The sequence below is a fragment of the Streptomyces sp. NBC_01268 genome, from assembly GCF_036240795.1.
In the GTDB taxonomy this organism is placed as follows: domain Bacteria; phylum Actinomycetota; class Actinomycetes; order Streptomycetales; family Streptomycetaceae; genus Streptomyces.
On record NZ_CP108454.1, the window covers coordinates 7,514,584 to 7,534,296 of the forward strand.

Annotated in this window: 17 protein-coding genes; 9 read left to right on the forward strand and 8 right to left on the reverse strand. The window is 73.7% G+C overall.

Features of this window, described 5'->3' with window-relative positions:
- Window positions 1-16 precede the first annotated feature (16 nt).
- Entirely contained in the window at window positions 17-610 is a 594-nt protein-coding gene (pspAB, locus tag OG309_RS33785; RefSeq protein WP_329426772.1) for a PspA-associated protein PspAB, read from the reverse strand.
- 115 nt (window positions 611-725) lie between these two features.
- Window positions 726-1,637 carry a zinc metalloprotease HtpX gene (gene htpX / locus OG309_RS33790; protein ID WP_329426774.1) on the reverse strand — a complete coding sequence of 304 codons (912 nt, stop codon included), beginning with the start codon at window positions 1,635-1,637 and terminating at the stop codon, window positions 726-728.
- 192 nt (window positions 1,638-1,829) lie between these two features.
- Here htpX and OG309_RS33795 point away from each other — a divergent pair, with 192 nt between their 5' ends.
- On the forward strand, window positions 1,830-3,164 hold the full coding sequence (locus OG309_RS33795; RefSeq protein ID WP_402543882.1) for a geranylgeranyl reductase family protein: 1,335 nt from the start codon (window positions 1,830-1,832) through the stop codon (window positions 3,162-3,164).
- A gap of 90 nt (window positions 3,165-3,254) precedes the next feature.
- Here OG309_RS33795 and OG309_RS33800 read toward each other — a convergent pair whose 3' ends face one another.
- Window positions 3,255-3,512, reverse strand: coding sequence for a LapA family protein (locus OG309_RS33800; protein ID WP_329426776.1), 258 nt, complete (start codon window positions 3,510-3,512; stop codon window positions 3,255-3,257).
- Between the two features lie 137 nt (window positions 3,513-3,649).
- On the opposite strand from OG309_RS33800, the gene OG309_RS33805 reads away from it, so the two are divergent.
- From OG309_RS33805 to OG309_RS33815, 3 genes are all read left to right on the forward strand, one after another.
- Window positions 3,650-4,543, forward strand: coding sequence for a YhjD/YihY/BrkB family envelope integrity protein (locus tag OG309_RS33805; RefSeq protein ID WP_329426778.1), 894 nt, complete (start codon window positions 3,650-3,652; stop codon window positions 4,541-4,543).
- Window positions 4,544-4,733: 190 nt separating this feature from the next.
- A complete protein-coding gene (locus OG309_RS33810) occupies window positions 4,734-5,714 on the forward strand; it encodes a LysR family transcriptional regulator (protein WP_329426780.1) in 981 nt (326 codons plus the stop codon).
- Between the two features lie 211 nt (window positions 5,715-5,925).
- Window positions 5,926-7,527 (forward strand): M4 family metallopeptidase, encoded by a 1,602-nt coding sequence (locus OG309_RS33815; protein WP_329426781.1) that lies wholly within the window; start codon window positions 5,926-5,928, stop codon window positions 7,525-7,527.
- Window positions 7,528-7,545: 18 nt separating this feature from the next.
- Here the strand turns inward: OG309_RS33815 and OG309_RS33820 are convergent, their stop codons facing one another.
- Complete coding sequence (locus OG309_RS33820) at window positions 7,546-8,208, reverse strand: response regulator transcription factor (RefSeq protein WP_329426783.1); 663 nt, start codon at window positions 8,206-8,208, stop codon at window positions 7,546-7,548.
- Window positions 8,205-9,365 (reverse strand): sensor histidine kinase, encoded by a 1,161-nt coding sequence (locus OG309_RS33825; protein ID WP_329426785.1) that lies wholly within the window; start codon window positions 9,363-9,365, stop codon window positions 8,205-8,207. Before OG309_RS33825 ends, OG309_RS33820 begins: the two co-directional genes overlap by 4 nt.
- 307 nt (window positions 9,366-9,672) lie before the next feature.
- Here OG309_RS33825 and OG309_RS33830 point away from each other — a divergent pair, with 307 nt between their 5' ends.
- Window positions 9,673-10,923: an alpha/beta hydrolase family protein gene (locus OG309_RS33830; RefSeq protein ID WP_329426787.1), complete on the forward strand. Its 1,251-nt coding sequence runs from the start codon at window positions 9,673-9,675 to the stop codon at window positions 10,921-10,923.
- Between the two features lie 91 nt (window positions 10,924-11,014).
- Window positions 11,015-11,806 carry a CPBP family intramembrane glutamic endopeptidase gene (locus OG309_RS33835; RefSeq protein WP_329426789.1) on the forward strand — a complete coding sequence of 264 codons (792 nt, stop codon included), beginning with the start codon at window positions 11,015-11,017 and terminating at the stop codon, window positions 11,804-11,806.
- Window positions 11,807-11,910: 104 nt separating this feature from the next.
- Here OG309_RS33835 and OG309_RS33840 read toward each other — a convergent pair whose 3' ends face one another.
- The 3 genes from OG309_RS33840 to OG309_RS33850 all read right to left on the reverse strand — a co-directional run bounded on the left by OG309_RS33840 (window position 11,911) and on the right by OG309_RS33850 (window position 14,924).
- Window positions 11,911-13,851, reverse strand: coding sequence for an alpha/beta hydrolase (locus OG309_RS33840; RefSeq protein WP_329426791.1), 1,941 nt, complete (start codon window positions 13,849-13,851; stop codon window positions 11,911-11,913).
- A 247-nt stretch (window positions 13,852-14,098) separates the two neighbouring features.
- On the reverse strand, window positions 14,099-14,368 hold the full coding sequence (locus tag OG309_RS33845; RefSeq protein WP_329426793.1) for a three-helix bundle dimerization domain-containing protein: 270 nt from the start codon (window positions 14,366-14,368) through the stop codon (window positions 14,099-14,101).
- 94 nt (window positions 14,369-14,462) lie between these two features.
- On the reverse strand, window positions 14,463-14,924 hold the full coding sequence (locus OG309_RS33850) for a SpoIIE family protein phosphatase (protein WP_443067609.1): 462 nt from the start codon (window positions 14,922-14,924) through the stop codon (window positions 14,463-14,465).
- 118 nt (window positions 14,925-15,042) lie between these two features.
- Here OG309_RS33850 and OG309_RS33855 point away from each other — a divergent pair, with 118 nt between their 5' ends.
- From OG309_RS33855 to OG309_RS33865, 3 genes are all read left to right on the forward strand, one after another.
- Complete coding sequence (locus OG309_RS33855) at window positions 15,043-15,918, forward strand: glycosyltransferase family 2 protein (protein WP_329426795.1); 876 nt, start codon at window positions 15,043-15,045, stop codon at window positions 15,916-15,918.
- Between the two features lie 193 nt (window positions 15,919-16,111).
- Window positions 16,112-18,097: an FG-GAP-like repeat-containing protein gene (locus OG309_RS33860; protein WP_329426797.1), complete on the forward strand. Its 1,986-nt coding sequence runs from the start codon at window positions 16,112-16,114 to the stop codon at window positions 18,095-18,097.
- A 427-nt stretch (window positions 18,098-18,524) separates the two neighbouring features.
- Window positions 18,525-19,535: a LacI family DNA-binding transcriptional regulator gene (locus tag OG309_RS33865; protein ID WP_329426799.1), complete on the forward strand. Its 1,011-nt coding sequence runs from the start codon at window positions 18,525-18,527 to the stop codon at window positions 19,533-19,535.
- The last annotated feature ends 178 nt before the right edge of the window (window positions 19,536-19,713 follow it).

Here is a 19,713-nt window from a genome sequence, read left to right on the forward strand (position 1 = left end):
CCTCGTCCCCCCGCCCTCAGTCCTCGGTGCCCACGCCGGGGGCGCCCCAGAGGGGGAACCAGCGTTCCAGGTCCGGCTCGATCGCGAGGTCACCCGCGAGCAGGGCCCTGACCTGGAGCTCCAGGGCGCTGTCCCGGCGGGTCGTGCCGTCGGCCCGGGGGGCGAACGGGTAGAACGTGCCGCGCTTGTAGAGGTAGACGAGCGCGAGCTCGTGGTCGACCTCCGGTGCGTGGAACGCGGTCAGGGAGCAGAGCAGGTGCGGGCCGAACCCCGACTCCTGGAGCAGGGTGTTGACGGCGTGCAGGTCGTTCACCAGGGAGACGAGGTCGTCGGCGGCGCGCCGGGCACGGAGCCAGGTGTATCCGTACGCGTCCCGGGAGAACGTGACCGGGTCGCCGTCGACCGCGACGTCGAGGAGCTCCCGAACCTCCTCCTTCAGCCGGGTGAACGCACCGCCCTCCACTCCGGCGAAGCAGACCGACCCCTCGCCGGTCGGGACGAACCCGGTGCCCGCCTGGAGGGTGAGCGCCGCCGAGGGAAGGGCGAAGAGCCGGTCGAGATCGGGCCGCACCGGCTTGCTGCGTCCGAGGATGCTGTCGAGGATTCCCACCGGCCCCTCCGATTCCCGTGTCCGATTCCCGTGTCCGATTCCTGTCCGATTCCTGCGTCCGACTCTTGCGTTCGCTTCCCGCCGCTGCTTCACGTGTCCGCGGTCGCGCTCGTCCTCAGACCTGCCCCAGCCGTTCCGAGATCCGGGCGAGCTGGTCGAGACGCTGCTCCAGGGTGGGGTGGGTGGACAGCAGCCGGCCCAGGCTCTCCTTCGAGGAGAAGGCCGGGGCGAACCAGAAGGCGTTGTACGGCTCGGCCTTGCGCAGGTCCTGGGTCGGGATCCGCGCCATCTCCCCGGACACCTTGGTGAGCGCGGAGGCCAGCGCCGAGGGACGGCCGGTGAGCAGCGCCGCGGCCCGGTCGGCGGCCAGCTCGCGGTAGCGGGAGAGCACCCGGGTGAGCAGGAAGCTCAGCACGTACACCGCTCCGCTGATGACGGGTACGAGGATGAGGGCGGCGGCCGCGTTGGCGTCGCGGCTGCGGCCGAGTCCGCTGTACAGCGCGACCCGGGTCATCATCCCGGCGAGGACGCCGAGGAACGAGGCGATCGTCATCACGGCGACGTCCCGGTGCGCCACGTGGGACATCTCGTGGGCGAGGACGCCCTCCAGCTCCTCCGGCTCCAGGCGGCGCAGCAGCCCGGTGGTGACGCAGACCAGCGCCGTCTTCTCGCCCCTGCCGGTGGCGAAGGCGTTGGGCATGTCGCTGTCGGCGATCGCCACCTTCGGCTTGGGCAGGCCGGCCAGGGCGCAGATCCGGTCCACCGTGCCGTGCAGCTCGGGAGCCTGCTCGCGGGTGACCTCGCGGGCGCCCATGCCCAGGGCGGCGATCTTGTCGCTGAACCAGAACTGGCCGACGAACAGGAGGCCGACGATGAGGAGGATGACGGGCCAGGAGCCGCGCAGCAGCACCAGCAGGACGCCGACGAAGACCACGTACAGCAGCCCGATGAGGAACATCGTCGTCGCCATGCGGGCCGAGAGCCCCGGGTCGGGGGCGTAGCGCGACCGGGACCGGTTCCTGGCCATCCGGACACCTTCTTCCGGGCCTGCGGGCGCGCGAGGCGCGCGCCCCCCACAGCCAGTGTGCCGCAGTGCGGAGCCGCGGGAGGGGCCGTGCGGGAGTCGGTGCGGGGAGCCGTGCGGGGGGTGGTGCGACGGGGGTGTCGTTTGGGTCGTGCCACGAGGTCTGGCGGCCGGGATCGGGGGCATAGTAGTGGCGTGATCACCAAAAGTGACGAGTCCGGTGGCGGCCGCGACGGCGGCCGAGGGGGATCCGAAGGTGCCGCCGACGAGGAGGCGCAGGTCATCGTCGTGGGGGCGGGACCGGCGGGTTCCGCGGCCGCGGTGCACCTGGCCCACGCCGGTGTCGACGTGCTGCTCCTGGAGAAGAGCGGCTTCCCCCGCGAGAAGGTGTGCGGGGACGGTCTGACACCGCGCAGCGTCCTCCAGTTGATCCGGATGGGCGTCGACATCGACGCCCCCGGCTGGATGCGCAACAAGGGGATGCGCTGGGTCTGCGGGGGGCATCAGGTGGAGCTGGACTGGCCGCGGCTCGGCGCCCATCCCGACTTCGGGCTCACCCGCAGCCGGCACGACTTCGACGACCTGCTCGCCACCCACGCGCGCGACGCCGGGGCGCGTCTGCGCACCCACGTGAAGGTGACGGGCCCGCTGACCGACCGCTCGGGTCAGGTCGTCGGCGTGGCGGCCGTCCGCGGGCCCGAGGCGGAGCCGGTCCGGTACCGGGCCCCGCTGGTCGTCGCGGCCGACGGCGCCTCCGCGCGCACGGCGCTCGGCCTGGGGCTCGTACGGGACGAGAAGCGGCCCGTGGCGGCGGCGGCCCGGCGCTACTACCGCAGCGAGGCCCGTACCCACGACCCGTACCTGGAGCTCTGGGCCGACCTGCGCTGCCCCCGCACCGGTCTCGACCTGCCCGGCTACGGGTGGGTGTTCCCGCTGGGGGACGGGCGCGTCAACGTGGGCCTCGGCGCCCTGCCGCAGCAGCGCCGGCGCCGGCCCGTGGACCTGCGCGCGGCCCTGGAGCACTGGCTTGCCCGGCTGCCCGAGGAGTGGGGGCTTCGCGAGGAGAACGCCGAGTCCCCCTTGCGCAGCGCCCCGCTGCCGATGGGGCTGAACCGGCGTCCGCAGTACCGGCGGGGTCTGCTGCTGGTGGGGGACAGCGCGGGCATGGTCAGTCCGTGGAGCGGTGAGGGCATCGCGCAGGCGATGGAGGCCGCCGAAGTGGCCGCGGAGACCATCGCCTTGGCACTGGCCCGCCCGGCCGGGCCGCGCAGGGAGCACGCCCTGCACCAGTACCCGGTCGAGATCCAGCGGCGTTGGGCGCGGTACTTCCGGCTCGGCAACCTCGCGGGGGACCTGCTCTTCTCGCGGTTCGGCTACCGGCCGGTGCTGCATCCCCGGGTGATGGCCTCGCCGCAGCTGCTGAAGGTCCTCGCCCGGCTCCTGACGCACGTGAGCGACGAGCCCGCGCAGGACCGGGTCGACGCCGTCCTCCACGGACTCCTGCGCCTCGTTCCCGTGCCGCGCCGGTGAACCGGCACCCGCGCCGTGAACGCGGGTGCGGGTGCGGGTGCGTCGGGGTCGGGTCTCGGGTCGGTCGGGGTGGGGCCGGTGCGGAAGGGCTCAGCGGCGGGCGCGGCGGCGGTAGGCCATGAACATGCCCATCATGATCCCGACGAGGAGAGTGACCGTCAGGACGATCCACAGGGGGAGGGTGACCTCGGGGATCCACAGGCGGATGGTGACCGAGCCGGTGTTGGCGGCGATGAACCAGATGGCCAGGGCCGCGAGCACCAGCAGGCCGAGGGTGCGGAGCCGGACGTCCCTCCCCTTGACCGTCATGGTGGGCGGTGTGTGCGCCTTCTCGGAATGCCGGGACATATGTCCAGTATGGTGAGGTTCGCCCGAATGAGCGACCTCGGGTCGGCCTCGCCGTCGCTCCGGCCGGTCCGGGTCGCCGGGCGGCCCGGGGCCGAGTCCAATGGCCTGGACCGCTCGGCGGAGGACAGGGAGGCGGGATGTCGTTGGCGGCCCGGATGCGCGGCATCCGGAGTGCGGCGGAGCGCCGCTTCCCGGTGCTCTCGGAGCTGACGGCCCGACTGGTCGGCGGGAGCCTCCTCGACGCGGCCACCCGGCTCGCGGCCCAGGCGTTCCTGGCCGCCGTCCCCCTGCTCTTCGCCCTGGCCGCCTTCGCCCCGACCGGTGTGCGCGACCAGCTGCACGACTCCCTGCGCGCCATGTTCGGGCTGACCGGCTCCTCGGACGCCCAGCTGCGGCAGGTCCTGGACGGCTCCTCCGCCGAGGGCCTGCGGGAGACGACCGGGCTCGTCGGCGCGTTCGTGGCGCTGGTCTCCGCCACCAGCTTCAGCCGGGCCATGTCCCGGGTCTGCGAACGCGCCTGGGGTCTGCCCAAGGCGGGGACCCGGATCGCGGCCTGGCGATGGGTCATGTGGCTCCTGGCGCTGTGTCTGGTGGTGCTGTTCCAGGCCCCGATCCGGGAGGGCTTCGGCGTGGGGGTGTGGCTGGGCGTCCCCGTGTACTTCGTCGTGGGCGTCGCCCTGTGGCTCTGGACCCAGCACCTCCTGCTCGCCAACCGGGTCCCGTGGCTTCCCCTCCTGCCCGGCTCCCTGCTGGCCGCTGCCGCGACGACCGCCCTCGCCCTGACGGCCCGGCTCTACATGCCCGGCGCGCTCGACCGCGCCCTCGACGAATACGGCTCCCTCGGGCTGGTCCTGACCATGCTGTCGTGGCTCATCGGGGTGTGCGCGGCGCTCACGTTCGCGGTCACCATCGGCGCCGTACTGGCACAGGAGCCGCCCCTGGACCGGTACCTCGGGACGCGGGCCGGGGCCGGGGCGCGGGTCGCGACGCCCGGCCGGGGGCTCGGGCCGGGGTCGGACCCGGACGCCTGACCGGCGGCGCGGGGGCCGGGCCGGCGGCGCGATGCCCGTGCAAAGCCGTGGTGGGGGCACCTAGATTTTGCCCTTCCGTGGTTGCCGCCCCGACGCCTCCGGCGGACTCTTGGTCACCATGCCCTCGGGCAACAGGTACTGCTGGTCACGGGGGGTGCAAGGGGCCCTCCGCCCTGAGCGGGGATTCTTCATGCACCTCGAGTTCCGGCACCTCCGTGTCCTGCTCACCGTCGCCGAGTCCGGCAGCATCCGCAAAGCCGCCGCGCGGCTGCAGCTGTCCCAGCCGGCCACCAGCGCCCAGCTGAAGCGGATCGAGCACGAGCTGGGCGGTCCGCTCTTCGTCCGCAGCGCGGAAGGAGTGCAGCCCAACGAGAACGGGCAGTACGTGCTCCGCTGCGCACGCGACCTCGTGGTCGGCTTCGACCGGCTGCGCGAGCACGCGCGGTCGACGGCCGAGGCCGACCGGGAGACCGCCGCCCCGCTGCGGGCCGGCGGCACCGCGGGCCCGCTGGTCTCGCTGCTGATCCCGGCCCTCTTCGAACTCGTCCCGGAACGCCGGCTGAGCATCGACGCCCGGCGTTCGGTGCACACCCTGGTGAAGGCCCTGAGTCAGGCGAAATGCGACATCGCGGTGTTCGGCGAGTTCCCGGGGTTCCCTCTTTCCGTCGGCGAATCGGTGGCGACGCGCACGCTGCTGCGCGAACCCGTCTTCGTCCTGCTCGCCGAGGACCATCCGCTGGCCCGCCAGGAGACGGTGAGCCTGCGTGACCTCGCCGACGAGGAATGGGTCATGCCGGAGGCCGACGAGAGCGGGGTGCACGCCTACCTCCACCTCACCTGCCAGTCGGCGGGCTTCACCCCGCGCATCGCCCATGTGACCTCGGACCTCTCGGTGGCCCGGATCCTCGTCGCCGGCCGGCGCGCCGTCTGCGGGGTGTGGCCGACCGCCGACGTCCCCGCCCAGGGCACCGTGCAGCGCCCGCTCGCGGACGTCCCGTTCCACCGGCGGCTCCAGCTCGCCTGGAACACGGACACGGTGCCGCCCGGGCTGGCCGACGCCGTGGCCGAGCGGCTGCTGGCCGCCTATCACGCGCTGGTGCGGCAGCGGCCCCGGTACCTGGCCTGGTGGGAGGAGGGCGGCGAGGCGTTCGCGCTCGGCGCGGACGCGTGAGCGGGCGAGGCCGAGTTGCCCGCCCGACGACCGGCCCGGCCCCGGCGTCCCGTACGGCTCCCCGCGCACCCCTATAACTCCCGGCGCCCCCTATAGCTCCCCGGTTGTACCCCACCTGGGATCACGTCAGGAACATGTCACCTGGTGAACACTTCGCGTCAACGTCCCAGGACGTCGTCACCCCCCACGACGAGCGAAGGAACACCGCGCCATGTCCCGTCCCCTGCTTGCCCTTTCCACGATGGTCGCCGCCGGCGCCCTCACCACCGGTGTGCTGGCCGCCCCCGCCTACTCGCAGCCCCACGCCGCGCAGCACGGCATATCGGTCCGCGACACGGCGATCGCCCGGGCCCAGGCCAACGTGACCCGGCACGCCGACACCTTCGGCTTCGGCGCGGGCCAGGCCCTGCAGGTGAAGGACGTCGTGATCGACGCCGACGGCACCCAGCACGTGCGCTTCGAGCGCACCTACCGCGGCCTGCCCGTCGTCGGCGGCGACTTCGTCGTCCACCAGAAGGCCGACGGCGCGCTCAAGGGCTCCACCCACGCCCGCGCCCACAAGGTGGCGCTCGCCTCCGTCACCCCCGCCGTCGACGCCAAGGGCACCGCCGCCGGCGCCATGCGGCGCTCGCACGGACTGGTCCGCAACGCCCGGTCCACCCCCGAGCTCATCGTCTGGGCCGCCGACGGCACCGCCCGCCTGGCCTGGCGCACCACCGTGCAGGGCCTCGGCGACAAGGGCCAGCCGCACGGCGAGGTCTTCGTCACCGACGCCAAGAGCGGCGCGGCGATCGAGAACTACGACACCGAGCGCGAGGCCACCGGCACCGGCCATTCCGAGTACACCGGCGACGTCGCCATCGACACCACCCAGCAGGCCGACGGCACCTTCGCCCTGATCGACCCGATCCGCAAGCACGTCACCAGGGACGCGCGCAACGCCTCCGCCTCGTCCCTGAACAGCTCGTCGGGCACCCTCGTCACCGACGCCGACAACGTCTGGGGCGACGGCCGGAAGTTCTCCACCGACCGTTCCACCGCCGCCGTCGACGCGCACGTCAACACCGCGAAGACCTTCGACTACTACAAGAGCACCTTCGGCCGCAACGGCATCAAGAACGACGGCCGCGGCGCCACCGTCTTCGTCCACGTCGGCACCAACTGGGACAACGCCCAGTGGTCGGACTCCTGCTTCTGCATGATGACCGGCGACGGCGACGGCACCACCGACCCCGAGCAGGTCGACCTCGACACCATGGGCCACGAGATGACCCACGGCGTCACCTCCGCCACCGCCAACCTGCGCTACAGCGGTGAGTCCGGCGGCCTCAACGAGGCCACCAGCGACGTCCTCGGCACCATGGTCGAGTGGTACGCCGCCAACGCGGTCGACACCCCCGACTACCTCTTCAGCGACCAGTCCACCCCGCCGTGGCTGCGCCGCTTCGACAAGCCGTCCCTGGACGGCCGCTCCGCCGACTACTGGTCGAAGTCCGTCGGCCGGCTCGACGTGCACAACTCCTCCGGCGTCGGCAACCACTGGTTCTTCCTCGCCAGCGAGGGCAGCGGCACCAGGACCGTCAACGGGGTCACGTACAACAGCCCCACGTACAACGGCTCCACCGTCACCGGCATCGGCAACAAGAAGGCCTCCGCCATCTGGTACCGGGCGCTGACCGTCTACATGACCTCCACCACCGACTACAAGGGCGCCCGCACCGCGACCCTGAACGCGGCCAAGGACCTCTACGGCGCCACCAGCACCGAGTACGCCACGGTGGCGGCCGCCTGGAGCGCGGTCAACGTCGCCTGACCCACCGCCACCGGCTCCTCAGCCCGGCCGGACCAGTCCGCTCTCGTACGCGAAGATCACCGCCTGCACGCGGTCCCGCAGCCCCAGCTTGGCCATGACCCGGCCGAGGTGCTTCTTCACCGTGGGCTCCGCCAGACGCAGGGCGGCGGCGAGTTCGGTGTTGGTCAGACCACGGGCGGCGCCGAGGAGGACCTCGCGCTCGCGCGGGGTCAGCAGGAGCAGACGCTCCCCGTCGCCGTCTTCGGCGGCGGCGGGGAGCCGGTGGGCGAAGCGGTCGAGCAGACGCCGGGTCACGCGGGGGGAGACCACGGCGTCACCGCGGGCGACGTCGCGGATCGCGGCCAGCAGCTCCTCGGGCCTGCTGTTCTTGAGCAGGAACCCGGAGGCCCCGGCCCGCAGCGCCTCCAAGGCGTACTCGTCCAGGTCGAACGTGGTGAGGACGAGCACCCGCGTCCCGGGCACCTCCCGGACCAGCCGTCGCGTCGCCTCGATGCCGTCGGTGCCCGGCATCCGCACGTCCATCAGGACCACGTCGGGCCGCAGCCGACGTGTCAGCTCGACGGCGGCGTCGCCGTCCGCCGCCTCGCCGACCGGCTCCATGTCGGGCTCGGCCCGCAGGATCATGGTGAACGCCAGCCGCAACAGCTCCTCGTCGTCGACGAGGAGCACCCGGACGCTCACGGGGCACCGCCCGGATCGAGCCGTACGAAGACCCGCCAGCCGCCGCCCGGCAGCGGACCGGCGTGCAGCACCCCGCCGTAGGCCGCGGCGCGCTCGCGCATCCCCGTCAGACCCCGCCCGGGGGCCGGGACCGGCACGGCAGGCCCGTCGTCGGTCACCTCGACCGTGACGGCCCGGGGCGCGCAGGCGACCCGGACCTCGGCGGACGTGCCGTCGGGCGTGTGGCGGAGCGCGTTGGTCAACGACTCCTGCACCAGGCGGTGGACCGTCAGCTGCGCCGTCGCGGGCACGCGGGTGGCGTCGCCGTCCACCCGCAGACGGGTCGTGAGCCCCGCCGCCCCCATCCGCTCGCACAGCGCCCCGAGCTGGGCGACGCCGGGCGGCGGATGCCGTCCCGCGTCGGTTTCCGCGTCGGGTCCGGCGTCCTGGAGGAGGCCCAGCGAGCGCCGCATCTCGGTCAGCGCCTGCCGTCCGGTCTCGGCGATCCGGCCCGTCACGGCGGGCGCGTCGGCGGGCCGCGCGTGCACGACCGCGTCGGCGAGCGCCACGACGACCGACAGGCCGTGCGTGACGCTGTCGTGCAACTCCCGTGCGATGCGGGCCCGTTCCGCGGCCACCGCGAGCCGCTCCCGCTCGTCGCCCGCCCGCTCCAGACGGGCCACGCGCTCCTCCTGGGCGGCGCGCCGGATCCGGGTGTTCGCCCCCAGGAGCGCGCTCGCGGCGACCGCGGAGACCAGCGCCCCGGCGGAGGCGAGGAACCGGCCCTCGGGCGCCCAGCGCGCCGCTGACAGCACGGCCCCCGCCACCGCGACGAGCCCCGCCGTCCACGCGGACCGCCCGGGGGACCGGGCGGCGACCGTGCCGAGGGCGATCAGCAGCGCGACGTCGGCGGGCAACTGGACGCCCAGCAGCCACTGCGCGAGCGCGACGGCGGCGATCACCCCGAACACGGTGCGGGGCGCCCGGCGCCGCCACACCAGCGGCAGCACCAGGGCGGTCTGCAGGGCGATCCCCATGGCACCGGCCAGGCGCCCCGGCCCGAACGTCACCAGCCAGAGCGCCACCGCCAGTGACGCATCCCGCACCAGGGGCGGTACGCGCGCCAGGAGCCGGCCCGGGGACCCGGGCGGACCCGTCCGTACCGCGGCTTCGACCATCGTGTCCGTCCTCGCAGTCGGGGCGCATCTCCGTGGTCCACGCTAGGGCCCCGCTCCCGGGAGCACGTCAGCCCACCGGTGGAGAAGCGGCATGCGCCCCCGGGATGCGCGGACTCCTCCCGAGGGAGGAGGCGGCCGCCCCTCGGGAGACCGGCGCCCACCGGCCGGATCGGCCTTCCGCACGTCGCCCCGGACGTCGGGCCGTTGGAAGTCTGGACGTGTTCCCCAGGGCGTGGCCGACCGTTCCCGCCGGATCGGGCCGGGTCGTCCGGCACGCCCTGACCCACCCCGCACCAGGAGCCGGCCCATGCCCCTCACCCGTCGCCGACTGCTCAGCACGCTGGGCGCCGCCACCGCACTCGCCACCACGGGCGCCGCCCGCCCGCCCGCGCGGACCGCCGCCGCACCGGGAGCCCACCCCGGCGCGACACCGGCCCCCGTCACGCTCCGCCTCCCGCCGCCCACAGGGCCCTGGCCGGTCGGCACCGTCGAGCTGCACCTCGTCGACCGGACCCGTCCCGACCCGCTCGTACCGGCGCGGCCCTTCCGCGAGCTGATGGCCGGGGTCTGGTACCCGGCGGATCCGGGAGGGACGTACCCGACCGCGCCGTGGCTGCCCCCGGCGGCCGCCGCCGACTGGGACGAGCACTCCGCACCCGCCCTGGGAATCCGGACCGGGGCGGTGGGCTGGCGGGGGATCCGCACCCACGCGAGAACGGGCGCACCCGTCGCCCGCGCGGCCGGAAGGCTGCCGGTGGTGCTGTTCTCCTCCGGCGACGGCGGCACCCGGGCGCTCGGCACCACCCTGGTCGAGGAGCTGGCGAGCCGCGGCTACGTCGTGATCTCCGTGGACTCCACCTACGAGGCCGAGCAGGTCGAGTTCCCCGGCGGGCGCGTCGAACGGGCCCTCCCGCTGCCCGACGAGCTCACCCCGGAGGTCGTCGCCGCCCTCCTGGCGCAGCACTCCCGGGCCCGCCTCGCCGACGCGGCCTTCGTCCTCGGACAGCTCGACAGCCTGGCCCGCGGGCACAACCCCGACGCCGGGCGGCGGCCCCTGCCCACCGGACTGCCCCAGGCGCTCGACGTGGCGAGGACCGGCGTGTTCGGGCAGTCCCTGGGCGGCTCCGTCGCCGCGCAGCTCGCCCACGACGACCCGCGCGTCCGCGCGGCCGCCGGCCTCGACGGCGAGTTCGTCGGCCCGGTCGCCCGCAGCGGGGTCGCCACGCCGTTCCTGCTGATGGCGTCCGGTACGAAGACCCTGGCCACCGAGCCGAGCTGGGCGACGTTCTGGGCCGCCTCGACCGGCTGGAAGCACGCCCTGCGTCTGCGGGACGCCGCCCACGGCTCGTACACCGACCTTCAGGTGCTCCTTCCCCCGCTCACCGGCCGTCTGCCGGTCCCCGCCACCGAGCTCGTCGGCACCATCGACCCCTGCCGCTCCCTGGCGGCACAGCGCACCGCCGTCACCGCCTTCTTCGATCTGCACCTCAAGCGACGGCCCACGGCCTTCTTCGAGTACCCCGGCGACCGGCACCCGGAGGTGGAGGTGCTGGGCTGAGCCGACCGGCGCGGCGGGACGGTGCCCGGTAGCGTGGGCGCGGGGAGGGGCAGACGACACGTCGGCGCGACCGAAGGACGGACTCGGCCCGGTGCCCTCCCGCGACCCCCGCGACCCCCACGACGCCGAACCCGCCGAGCGGCGGCACGACGGCACCGGAGGCCCCACGCCGCGGAGCCGGTGGCGCGGGCCGATCGGCACCTGGCCGGCGGTCGCGCTCACCGTGGGCGTGCTCGTCGTCGCCAACGTGCTCATGCACCGCTGGTCGGGACCGGCCGAACTCGCCGCGGCCGTGGCGGTCACCGCCGTGCTGCTCGGAGTGCTCCGCTGGGCGGGCGGCACGCGGGCGGACGCGGGCCTGGCGCCCGGCACGCTGGGGCGCGGCGCCCGGTGGGCGCTGGCCCTGATCGGCCTGGTCGGCGCCGTCTACCTGGCCGGGGCGCTGCTGCCGGCCACCAGGGGCCTCTTCGAGGACCGGCGCTACGCGGGGATGGACGGCGCCGAGGTGGCGCTGCGCGTGCTCGTGTACGTGCCCGTCGGCACCGTACTGCTGGAGGAGACCGCCTTCCGCGGGGTGCTGTACGGGCTGGTGGCCCGGGCGCGGGGCGCCGTCTGGGCGACGACCGTGTCGAGCCTCCTGTTCGGCCTGTGGCACGTGCTGCCGTCGCTGCACCTGTCGACGGCGAAACCCGCGCTGACCACGGTCTTCGGCGATTCGGCGCTCGGCGCGGGCGTCGCCATCGGGGCGGCCGTGCTGTTCACGGCCGCCGCGGGCGTCCTCTTCTGCGAGCTGCGCCGCCGCAGCGGCAGCCTGCTGGCGCCGATGGGCCTGCACTGGGCGGTCAACGCGCTCGGCTACGTCGTCGGCTTCCTGCTGCGCTGACCCGAACCGCGCCCCGCCCGGGCCCGCCCGAACCGCGCCCCGCCCGGGCCCGCCCCGCCCGGGCCCGCCCCGCCCGGCCCCGCGTCGCGGACCGGCGGCGCCGTTCACTTCGGCGGGCTGACGATCTCCTTCAGCCGGTCCAGGTCCTGCGCGGTGAATCCGGACGGGCGCATGACGGCGTTCCAGCCGTCCACGTACGCGGCCTTGTACACGTGCCCGTGACCGTCCGGCACTCCCGTGGAGAACGGCAGGTCGGCGGTGACCTGCCAGAACGTCACGAACGGGATCCAGACCATCGAGCCGAGCACGTCGGTCCCCGGCGTCTGACCGATCCAGTCGGGTTCGCTCAGAGCCAGGTCCGGACTCCACCAGACGATCGGGTCGGAGGGGTGCATGAGGTACAGGACCCTCGTCCCGTCCCAGGCGCGGCCCGCCGGGGGGATCCCGGTGGCCGGGTCGTCGGTGAACCGGACGGTCCGCCCCTCCTGGTAGACGGGCTCGATCTCCGGGCTCCCCGGCTCCCGGTGGTCGCTGAACTCGCGGAAGAGCGTGTTGAAGTTGGGCGGGCCCGCGAACAGGGTGCCGGCGGTGCGGTTGCGCAGGTCGTACTCCCCGCTGAAGGCCGCCTCGCCGCCGAACGAACCCAGGCTCTCGCCCGCCACGAACAGCCGCGGGCGGTGGTCCTGGGGCAGCTTGGACCACACGTCGTACACCGCGTCGAACAGCTCGCGGCCGGCCTCGCGGGCCTTGGACTGGTCGACGAGGTACGACATCCACGACGGCAGGTACGAATACTGCATCGACACGGTCGCCGCGTCCCCGTCGCCGAGGTACTCGAACGAGTCCACGGCGGCCGGGTCCACCCAGCCACTGCCCGTGGTGGTGATGACCAGCAGGTTCTCCCGGTCGAAACCGCCCGCCCGCCGGAGGTCCGCGACCGCCCGCTCCGCCCGGCCCTCCGCGCTGTCGGCCGTCTCCAGACCCGCGTACGCCCGCACGGGCTCCTGCGCCGCGCGGTGCGTGAACGCGCCGATCTGCGCGGCCGTCGGACCGCCGCCGGTGAAGGCCCGGCCCTGGTAGCCCAGCGAGTCCCACGGCACCAGCGAACCCGGCCCGCCCGAGCGCAGGGCGGAGGTGGGCTGGTGCACGCCCTGGGGCGTCTCCGTGTCCCGCAGCGAGAAGGCCTCGTTCATCGCGTTCACGAAGCCGGCGAGCAGCACCCCGCTGAACACGGACCACGCCAGGGCCGCCACCAGGGTCCAGCCGACCACCCGCGCGGCCTTCGGACCCACCCAGCGCCCGAGCAGGCGGGCGGCCCAGTGGTACGCGCGCCGCAGGCCCCGCCCGAGGAGCAGCAGCAGCCAGAAGACGAGGACGGCGACGAACGGACAGGCGACGGCGCCGGGGACGCTGTAGTCGGGGTTGCCCATGAGCCCGCGGATCTCGTGCTGCCAGTACTGCCCGAGCCCGAACGCCACGCCGAACAGCACGACCGCGGCGACGATCAGCACCTGCCAGGAACGGCGCGAGGCGGTCCGGGCCTCCCGGTCGGCGAACGCCCGCCACACATGGGCCGCGACGACGCCGAGGCCGTATCCGATGGCCCCGCTGATCCCGGCGATCAGCCCCTGGAGGACTCCGCCGCGAGGCAGCAGCGACGGCGTGAAGGACAGACAGGCGAGGAGGAGCCCGCCCCAGCAGCCCGGCACCGTGAGCCGCGGCCACCAGCGGCGACGCCTCCCGGGCTTCCCGGCCTCCGGCTCCGGCTCTTCGGCACGGGTCCGGCGCGCGGGCTCGGGGCGTTCCTCCGGCGGGGGCGCGGACGGACCGCGGGGCGGGGTCTGTCCGTCGGGCGGGGGCGGGGTCTGTCCGTCGGGCGGGGGCGCGGACGGACCGTCGGACGGGGGCGCGGTGTGTCCGTCGGGCGGGGTCGGTCCGTCCGGCGGGGGCTCGTCGGGCCCGTCCGACGGGGCATCCGGCGGGCCGGCGGGTGAGGCGCCGGGCGGCGCTTCCTCCGGCGGGCCGGCGGGTCGTTCAGGAGTCATGGCGTCCTCCGCGGTCATGGTCCCCTGGCCGGGCCCCGGCTGCCACTTGGGCCGTCACGCGGCCCTGGCCCGGTTCGCACGCCGGGCCGGCAGGGTCAGGGCCGACAGGAGGACCGCGGTCGTCCGCTCCTGGACGCGTGCGGGGACGACGGCGGAGACGACCCCGGCGGCCATGGGCGCGAGCTGCGGGCGGCCGCGGTACCGGCCGAGGAACCGGCGCCGGGCGGGGGTCGGTCCGCCGGTCCGGTCATGGTCCCGCCTCCAGTGCTCGGCCGGGTCCGTCCCCGCGGACGGCGTCGAGCTCCTTCCGGGACCGCCGCTCGATCAGGATCGGGAGGTACGCCCTGATCCTGGCGTGCTCGAAGTGCGCGCACGCGCCCCGCACCACCGTCTCCACGGTGGCCACGTCGACCGAGGGATAGGAGGCGACGAGCCGGACCACGAGCTCCGCCAGGGGCACCGACTCGTCGACGGTTCCCTCCGGATCGACCTGGGCAGCGCGCTGTTCCACCGACATGCCGCACCGTTCCTCGCGAGAACGTCCGTCGTCCCTCATTGTCGGCGCGCCCGGACAAGATCGCCCTCCGGGAAGCGTCCTCAGGGCCCTCCGGCTACCTCGGGGCGCGCCCGCGGGGCCGGTGTACGGCGAGCAGGGCCATGTCGTCCGTCGCCAGGCCGCCCGTGAACCGGGTGACGTCGCCGACGAGCGTGCCGAGCAGCCGGGCGGGCGAGGAGAAGACGGGGCCTTCGAGGCGGTCGGCGGGATCGTAGAACGTGCCGGACTCGTCGCGGGCCCCGGACAGCCCGTCGGTGTACAGCAGCAGGGTCGCTCCGGCGGGGAACGTCCACTCGTCCGGCTCCGGCGGCGCGGGGGAGAGGTCGGAGAGGCCCAGGGGCACGCCGAACGAGCGGGGCGAGAGCGTCGAGACGCCGGCCAGCCGCAGTCCCTCGATGCGGTCGGGCGGGGTCGGCAGGACGGCGCGCTGGGCCGCCTCCGCCACTCCGCGGGCCGCGGCGAGCCGGGCGCGGCGGCCGCCCGGCCCCGAGCGCGCCGCCCCCGACGTCAGGGGCACCTGGCGCGCCGCCCTCGCCGCGGGGACGGGAGGCCGCCGTGCGCGGCCCGGGCGTTCGAGGAGCCGCGGGTCGCCGACGCTAGCATCGGCACGTCGCCGACAACTGGAGTTCACCGTCATGCCCTTGCCGCGCATCGGAGTCGTCATCGTCACCATGGGCAACCGCCCGCGGGAGCTGGAGGCGCTGCTCGCTTCGGTGGAGAAGCAGGACGTCCCCGCGACGCGCGTGGTCCTGGTGGGCAACGCGACCCCGCTGACCGACGTCATGACGGACGCGACCAAGATCCCGCTGACCGAGAACCTGGGCTGCCCCGGTGGCCGCAACGTCGGCCTGGAACTGCTGCGCGACTCGGGCGAGGTGGACGTCGTCGTCGAGCTCGACGACGACGGCCTGCTCATCGCCGACGACGTGTTCCGCACGGTCCAGCGGCTCTTCGCGGAGGATTCGGAGCTGGGCGTCATCGGCTTCCGGGTCGCCGACGAGCACGGCCACACCGAGCGGCGCTGGGTGCCCCGGCTGCGGGCGGACGACCCGATGCGCGGCGGCCCGGTGACCGCCTTCCTCGGCGGCGGTCACGCCTTCTCGATGCCGATGCTGCGTCAGACCGGCCTGTGGGCCGGGGAGTTCTTCTTCGGCCACGAGGAGTCCGACCTGGCGTGGCGTGCCCTGGACGCCGGCTGGAAGATCGTCTACGAACCGGCGCTCGTCCTCCAGCACCCCAAGACCTCCCCGGCCCGGCACGCGGTCTACTACCGCAACACCGCCCGGAACCGCGTGTGGCTGGCCCGCCGCCGGCTCCCGGTCCCGCTGATCCCGGTCCACCTCGGCGTCTGGATCCTCATCACCCTGCTCCGCACCCGCGAGGCCGCGGGCCTCAAGGCCTGGTGGGGCGGCTTCTTCGAGGGCGTCAGGACCTCGTGCGGCCCGCGCCGGGCGATGCGTTGGAGCACGGTCTGGCGCATGACCCGGCTGGGCCGCCCGCCGATCCTCTGACGGGTCGGCCCAGCGGCGCCTTGATAGAAGAATTTTGAATGATCTAATGATCGACGGCTCCGCAGGTGTCGGCGGTCGTCATTGCCATGGCCGTGGCGAGACGAACGATCCGGCCGGGCGAGGCTCGTTCCCCATGCACCCCCGCCGAGGGGTGCATTTTTCTCGTTCGACGGCAAGGGATGTGAAGAGCTGGATGAGGAGACCTTCCATAGCAGTGGGCTCGGCCGTGCTGTGCTTCGCTCTGCTCGGCCTGTTCACGGGCACGGGTAGCGCGACCGCCGCGCCCGGGCAACCGGCAGGGACGGCCACGGCATTCGACGGCACGGCGGTGGCGCCGACCATGGGGGCGGCCGAACCGGGCACCGGTGTCCGGTCGGCCGGCACCGGTGCCCGTCACGACTACAACGGTGACGGCCGCAGCGATCTGGCCGCCTGGTACGACTACGCGGACGGGCACGACGCCGTACGCACCTTCCTCGCGGGCTCGAACGGCGCTTTCGCCGCGCCCGGGGTGGGCTGGGAGACCCTCGCGGGCAACTACTGGGTCGAGAACATGAAGCGCCTCACCGGCGACTTCAACGGGGACGGTGTGGGCGACCTCGCGGCCTTCTACGGTTACGAGGACGGCCGGGTCACCCTGCTGACCTGGGTCGGCCGTGGAGACGGCACATTCGCGAGTCCTCTCCATTCCTGGACCGCGGCGCCGGGCAACTGGAACTTCGACGCCATGACCGCCCAGGCCGGCGACTTCAACGGGGACGGCCGTGACGACGTCGCCGTCTGGTACGCCTACGGAGACGGCAGCGACAAGCTCTTCACGATGCTCGCCCGCCCGGACGGCGGTTTCGGCGCGCACTTCTCCTCTTTCCAGCGGGCCCCTGGGGACGGCTGGTACGTCAACCGCATGAAGTTCGCCACCGGTGACTTCAACGGGGACGGTCGTGACGACCTCGCTGCGCTGTACGGGTACCGGGACGGCAGTGTGAAGCTGATGTACTGGGCCGGGAAGACCGATGGCGGGTTCGCCGAGCCCGTGCACGGCTGGGAGTCCACGGGCTGGACGTTCCGGCAGGCGAGTCTGCACGCGGGTGACTTCGACGGTGACGGCCGTGACGAACTGGCTGCCTGGTACGACTACGCGGACGGACACGACGCGGTGATCGGCTTCCGTCTCGGCACGGACGGGAAGTTCGGCGCCCGGCGGGACATGCTGACCCTCCCGGTGGGCTCGTACGATCGTTCGCGCATGAAGATCGTCACCGGTGACTTCAACGGGGACGGCCGCGACGACCTGGCCACTCTCTACGGCTACGCCGACGGACGGGTGAAGACGATCACCTTCACCGCCAAGTCCGACGGTGACCTCAACGGTCCCCTGCACAGCTGGGAGTCCGAGCCCGGGAACTGGACCTTCAGCCAGGTCCACATGATGGAGGGGTACACCAGCCCCACCCTGCTGCCCTACTGTCCCGCGGTGTTCGGGCACGGCGGGTGGCCCACGGAGGCGGATGGCTGGCAGGAAGACCAGATCCGTGCAGCGAACCACCCCAGGGGCCTCGCCCAGGAGAAGAGCTGGGGCGCGGCCGGGGTGGAGGCCGATCTGCGGCTGACCAAGAACGGCGCCAAGGCCGTGATGTGGCACAACAGAACCACCTACGGGCTGACCGGATCGTCCGATTCCATCTCGGAGCTGACGTGGGCGAGCGGGCCGAACCCGCTCGACGGACGCACCATCACGCGCGGCCCCTACACGGGTGAGACCGTGTACACGTTCCGCGAGTGGCTCGACAGCGCCAAGGCCCTCGGCATGGTCGTGCTGGTGGAGGTGAAGCCGGAGACGAAGGAGTTCCTCCTCAGCAGCGACTCGTCGATCCAGGAGACGGCCTGGAACGAGGTGCTCGCACCGATCGCGGAGCGCATCGCGTCCCAGGAGATCATGATCTACACGCAGGACAAGGTTCTGGATCAGGTGCTCCGCAGCCGGGTCAGCGCCGCAGGCCTCTCCGCGGCCCTCACCGGCCTCCCCGACTGGTACGACGTCGTCGACTGGCAGGAGCCGCCCCCGCCGGCCTCCGGCAACTACGCCTCCTGGCAGCGGGCGCTGGACGCCGACGCGACCCGTCTGGCCACCTCGTGGACGCCGGGCCTCACCGACTGGATGGACGGACGCTGCGTCTGACGTTCGCACCGGGCCGCGGGGGAGACGGTACGGTTCGCCTCCCCCGCGGCCCGGTGCTTTCCGCATGCCGCTCCACAGCCGGAGGGACTCCGTCCGCCGTCTCGGCAAGAGTCGGCTGCTCGATCTCCGGGTCGGGGACGGTGTCGACACGCACGTCGGCGGTGCCGTGCCGGGTCAGCGCTCTCATCGCGGTCCCTCCTCGCCCGCCGCGGCCCGACCACGACCGCCGGGCATGGCTCGACGGTGCTCCTGTCCGGCGCGAGTGCCCCGTTCCCGGCCGAGTACGCCCGGAGTCCGTGAGGGATCGGGGGCGGGGCAGCCAGGGATCGGGGGACGCGAGAGGAGGAACCGGTGTCCAGGGCCCGGTTTGCGCGAGGACTGCAACTGGCTGTCATTCTCTTGCGCTCCTTGCGCTAGTCTTGCGCGCATGACGCGACGACTTGCTCAGGTGGCGAAGAAGGTGGGGGTCAGCGAGGCGACGGTCAGCCGTGTCCTCAATGGCAAGCCGGGGGTCTCCGAGGCCACCCGCCAGTCGGTGCTCACCGCCCTGGACGTGCTGGGCTACGAGCGGCCCACCCAGCTCAGGGGCGAGCGCGCCCGACTCGTCGGCCTCGTCCTGCCCGAGCTGCAGAACCCCATCTTCCCGGCCTTCGCCGAGGTCATCGGGGGCGCCCTCGCCCAGCAGGGGCTCACCCCCGTCCTCTGCACCCAGACCAAGGGCGGCGTCTCCGAGGCCGACTACGTGGACCTGCTGCTCCAGCAGCAGGTCTCCGGCGTGGTCTTCGCGGGCGGGCTCTTCGCGCAGGCCGACGCCCCGCACGACCACTACCACCAGCTCGCCGAGCGCAACATCCCGGTCGTCCTGATCAACGCCTCCATCGAGGGGCTCGACTTCCCCTGCGTCGCCTGCGACGACGCCGTCGCCGTCGAACAGGCCTGGCGCCACCTGGCCTCGCTCGGGCACGAGAAGATCGGCCTGCTCCTGGGCCCCGCCGACCACGTGCCCTCCCGGCGCAAGCTGGCGGCCGCGCTCGCCGCCGCCGAGGCGGCCGGCACGCCGCTGCCCGAGGAGCGGATCGTGCGCTCGATCTTCTCGCTCGAAGGCGGCCAGGCCGCCGCCAACGGCCTCCTCGACCAGGGTGTCACCGGCATCGTCTGCGCCAGCGACCCCCTCGCCCTCGGGGCGATCAGGGCGGCCCGCCGGCGCGGACTCTCCGTCCCCGGCGACGTGTCGGTCGTCGGCTTCGACGACTCCGCCTTCATGAACTGCACCGAGCCGCCGCTGTCGACGGTCCGTCAGCCCATCGAGGCCATGGGGCGGGCCGCCGTCGAGCTGCTCTGCTCCCAGATCCAGGGCGTCCACTCGCACCCGGGCGAGCTGCTCTTCGAGCCCGAGCTCGTCGTGCGCGGTTCGACCGCCCCGCCGCCGGCCCGCTAGCGGGAGCGCCGCACCGCTTCCTCCTCATAGGCACCGTTTCCTGCCGTCGCCCGACGGCTCCGGAAGCGGTGCCTTTGTCATTTCCCTGCCCGTTCCGTTGACACGGCCGTCATCCAGTAGAAACCTGTGCCACCAGAATCCGCAAAACATTGACTGTATTACTCAAAAGATTGCGAGT

What these genes read in the sequence shown, in the direction of transcription:
- htpX (WP_329426774.1), bottom strand. Translation starts at nt 1,637, where the DNA reads ATGGCCAGGAACCGGTCCCGGTCGCGCTACGCCCCCGACCCGGGGCTC.
- OG309_RS33800 (WP_329426776.1), bottom strand. Translation starts at nt 3,512, where the DNA reads ATGTCCCGGCATTCCGAGAAGGCGCACACACCGCCCACCATGACGGTC.
- OG309_RS33805 (WP_329426778.1), top strand. Translation starts at nt 3,650, where the DNA reads ATGTCGTTGGCGGCCCGGATGCGCGGCATCCGGAGTGCGGCGGAGCGC.
- OG309_RS33810 (WP_329426780.1), top strand. Translation starts at nt 4,734, where the DNA reads ATGCACCTCGAGTTCCGGCACCTCCGTGTCCTGCTCACCGTCGCCGAG.
- OG309_RS33815 (WP_329426781.1), top strand. Translation starts at nt 5,926, where the DNA reads ATGTCCCGTCCCCTGCTTGCCCTTTCCACGATGGTCGCCGCCGGCGCC.
- OG309_RS33825 (WP_329426785.1), bottom strand. Translation starts at nt 9,365, where the DNA reads ATGGTCGAAGCCGCGGTACGGACGGGTCCGCCCGGGTCCCCGGGCCGG.
- OG309_RS33830 (WP_329426787.1), top strand. Translation starts at nt 9,673, where the DNA reads ATGCCCCTCACCCGTCGCCGACTGCTCAGCACGCTGGGCGCCGCCACC.
- OG309_RS33840 (WP_329426791.1), bottom strand. Translation starts at nt 13,851, where the DNA reads ATGACTCCTGAACGACCCGCCGGCCCGCCGGAGGAAGCGCCGCCCGGC.
- OG309_RS33845 (WP_329426793.1), bottom strand. Translation starts at nt 14,368, where the DNA reads ATGTCGGTGGAACAGCGCGCTGCCCAGGTCGATCCGGAGGGAACCGTC.
- OG309_RS33855 (WP_329426795.1), top strand. Translation starts at nt 15,043, where the DNA reads ATGCCCTTGCCGCGCATCGGAGTCGTCATCGTCACCATGGGCAACCGC.
- OG309_RS33860 (WP_329426797.1), top strand. Translation starts at nt 16,112, where the DNA reads ATGAGGAGACCTTCCATAGCAGTGGGCTCGGCCGTGCTGTGCTTCGCT.
- OG309_RS33865 (WP_329426799.1), top strand. Translation starts at nt 18,525, where the DNA reads ATGACGCGACGACTTGCTCAGGTGGCGAAGAAGGTGGGGGTCAGCGAG.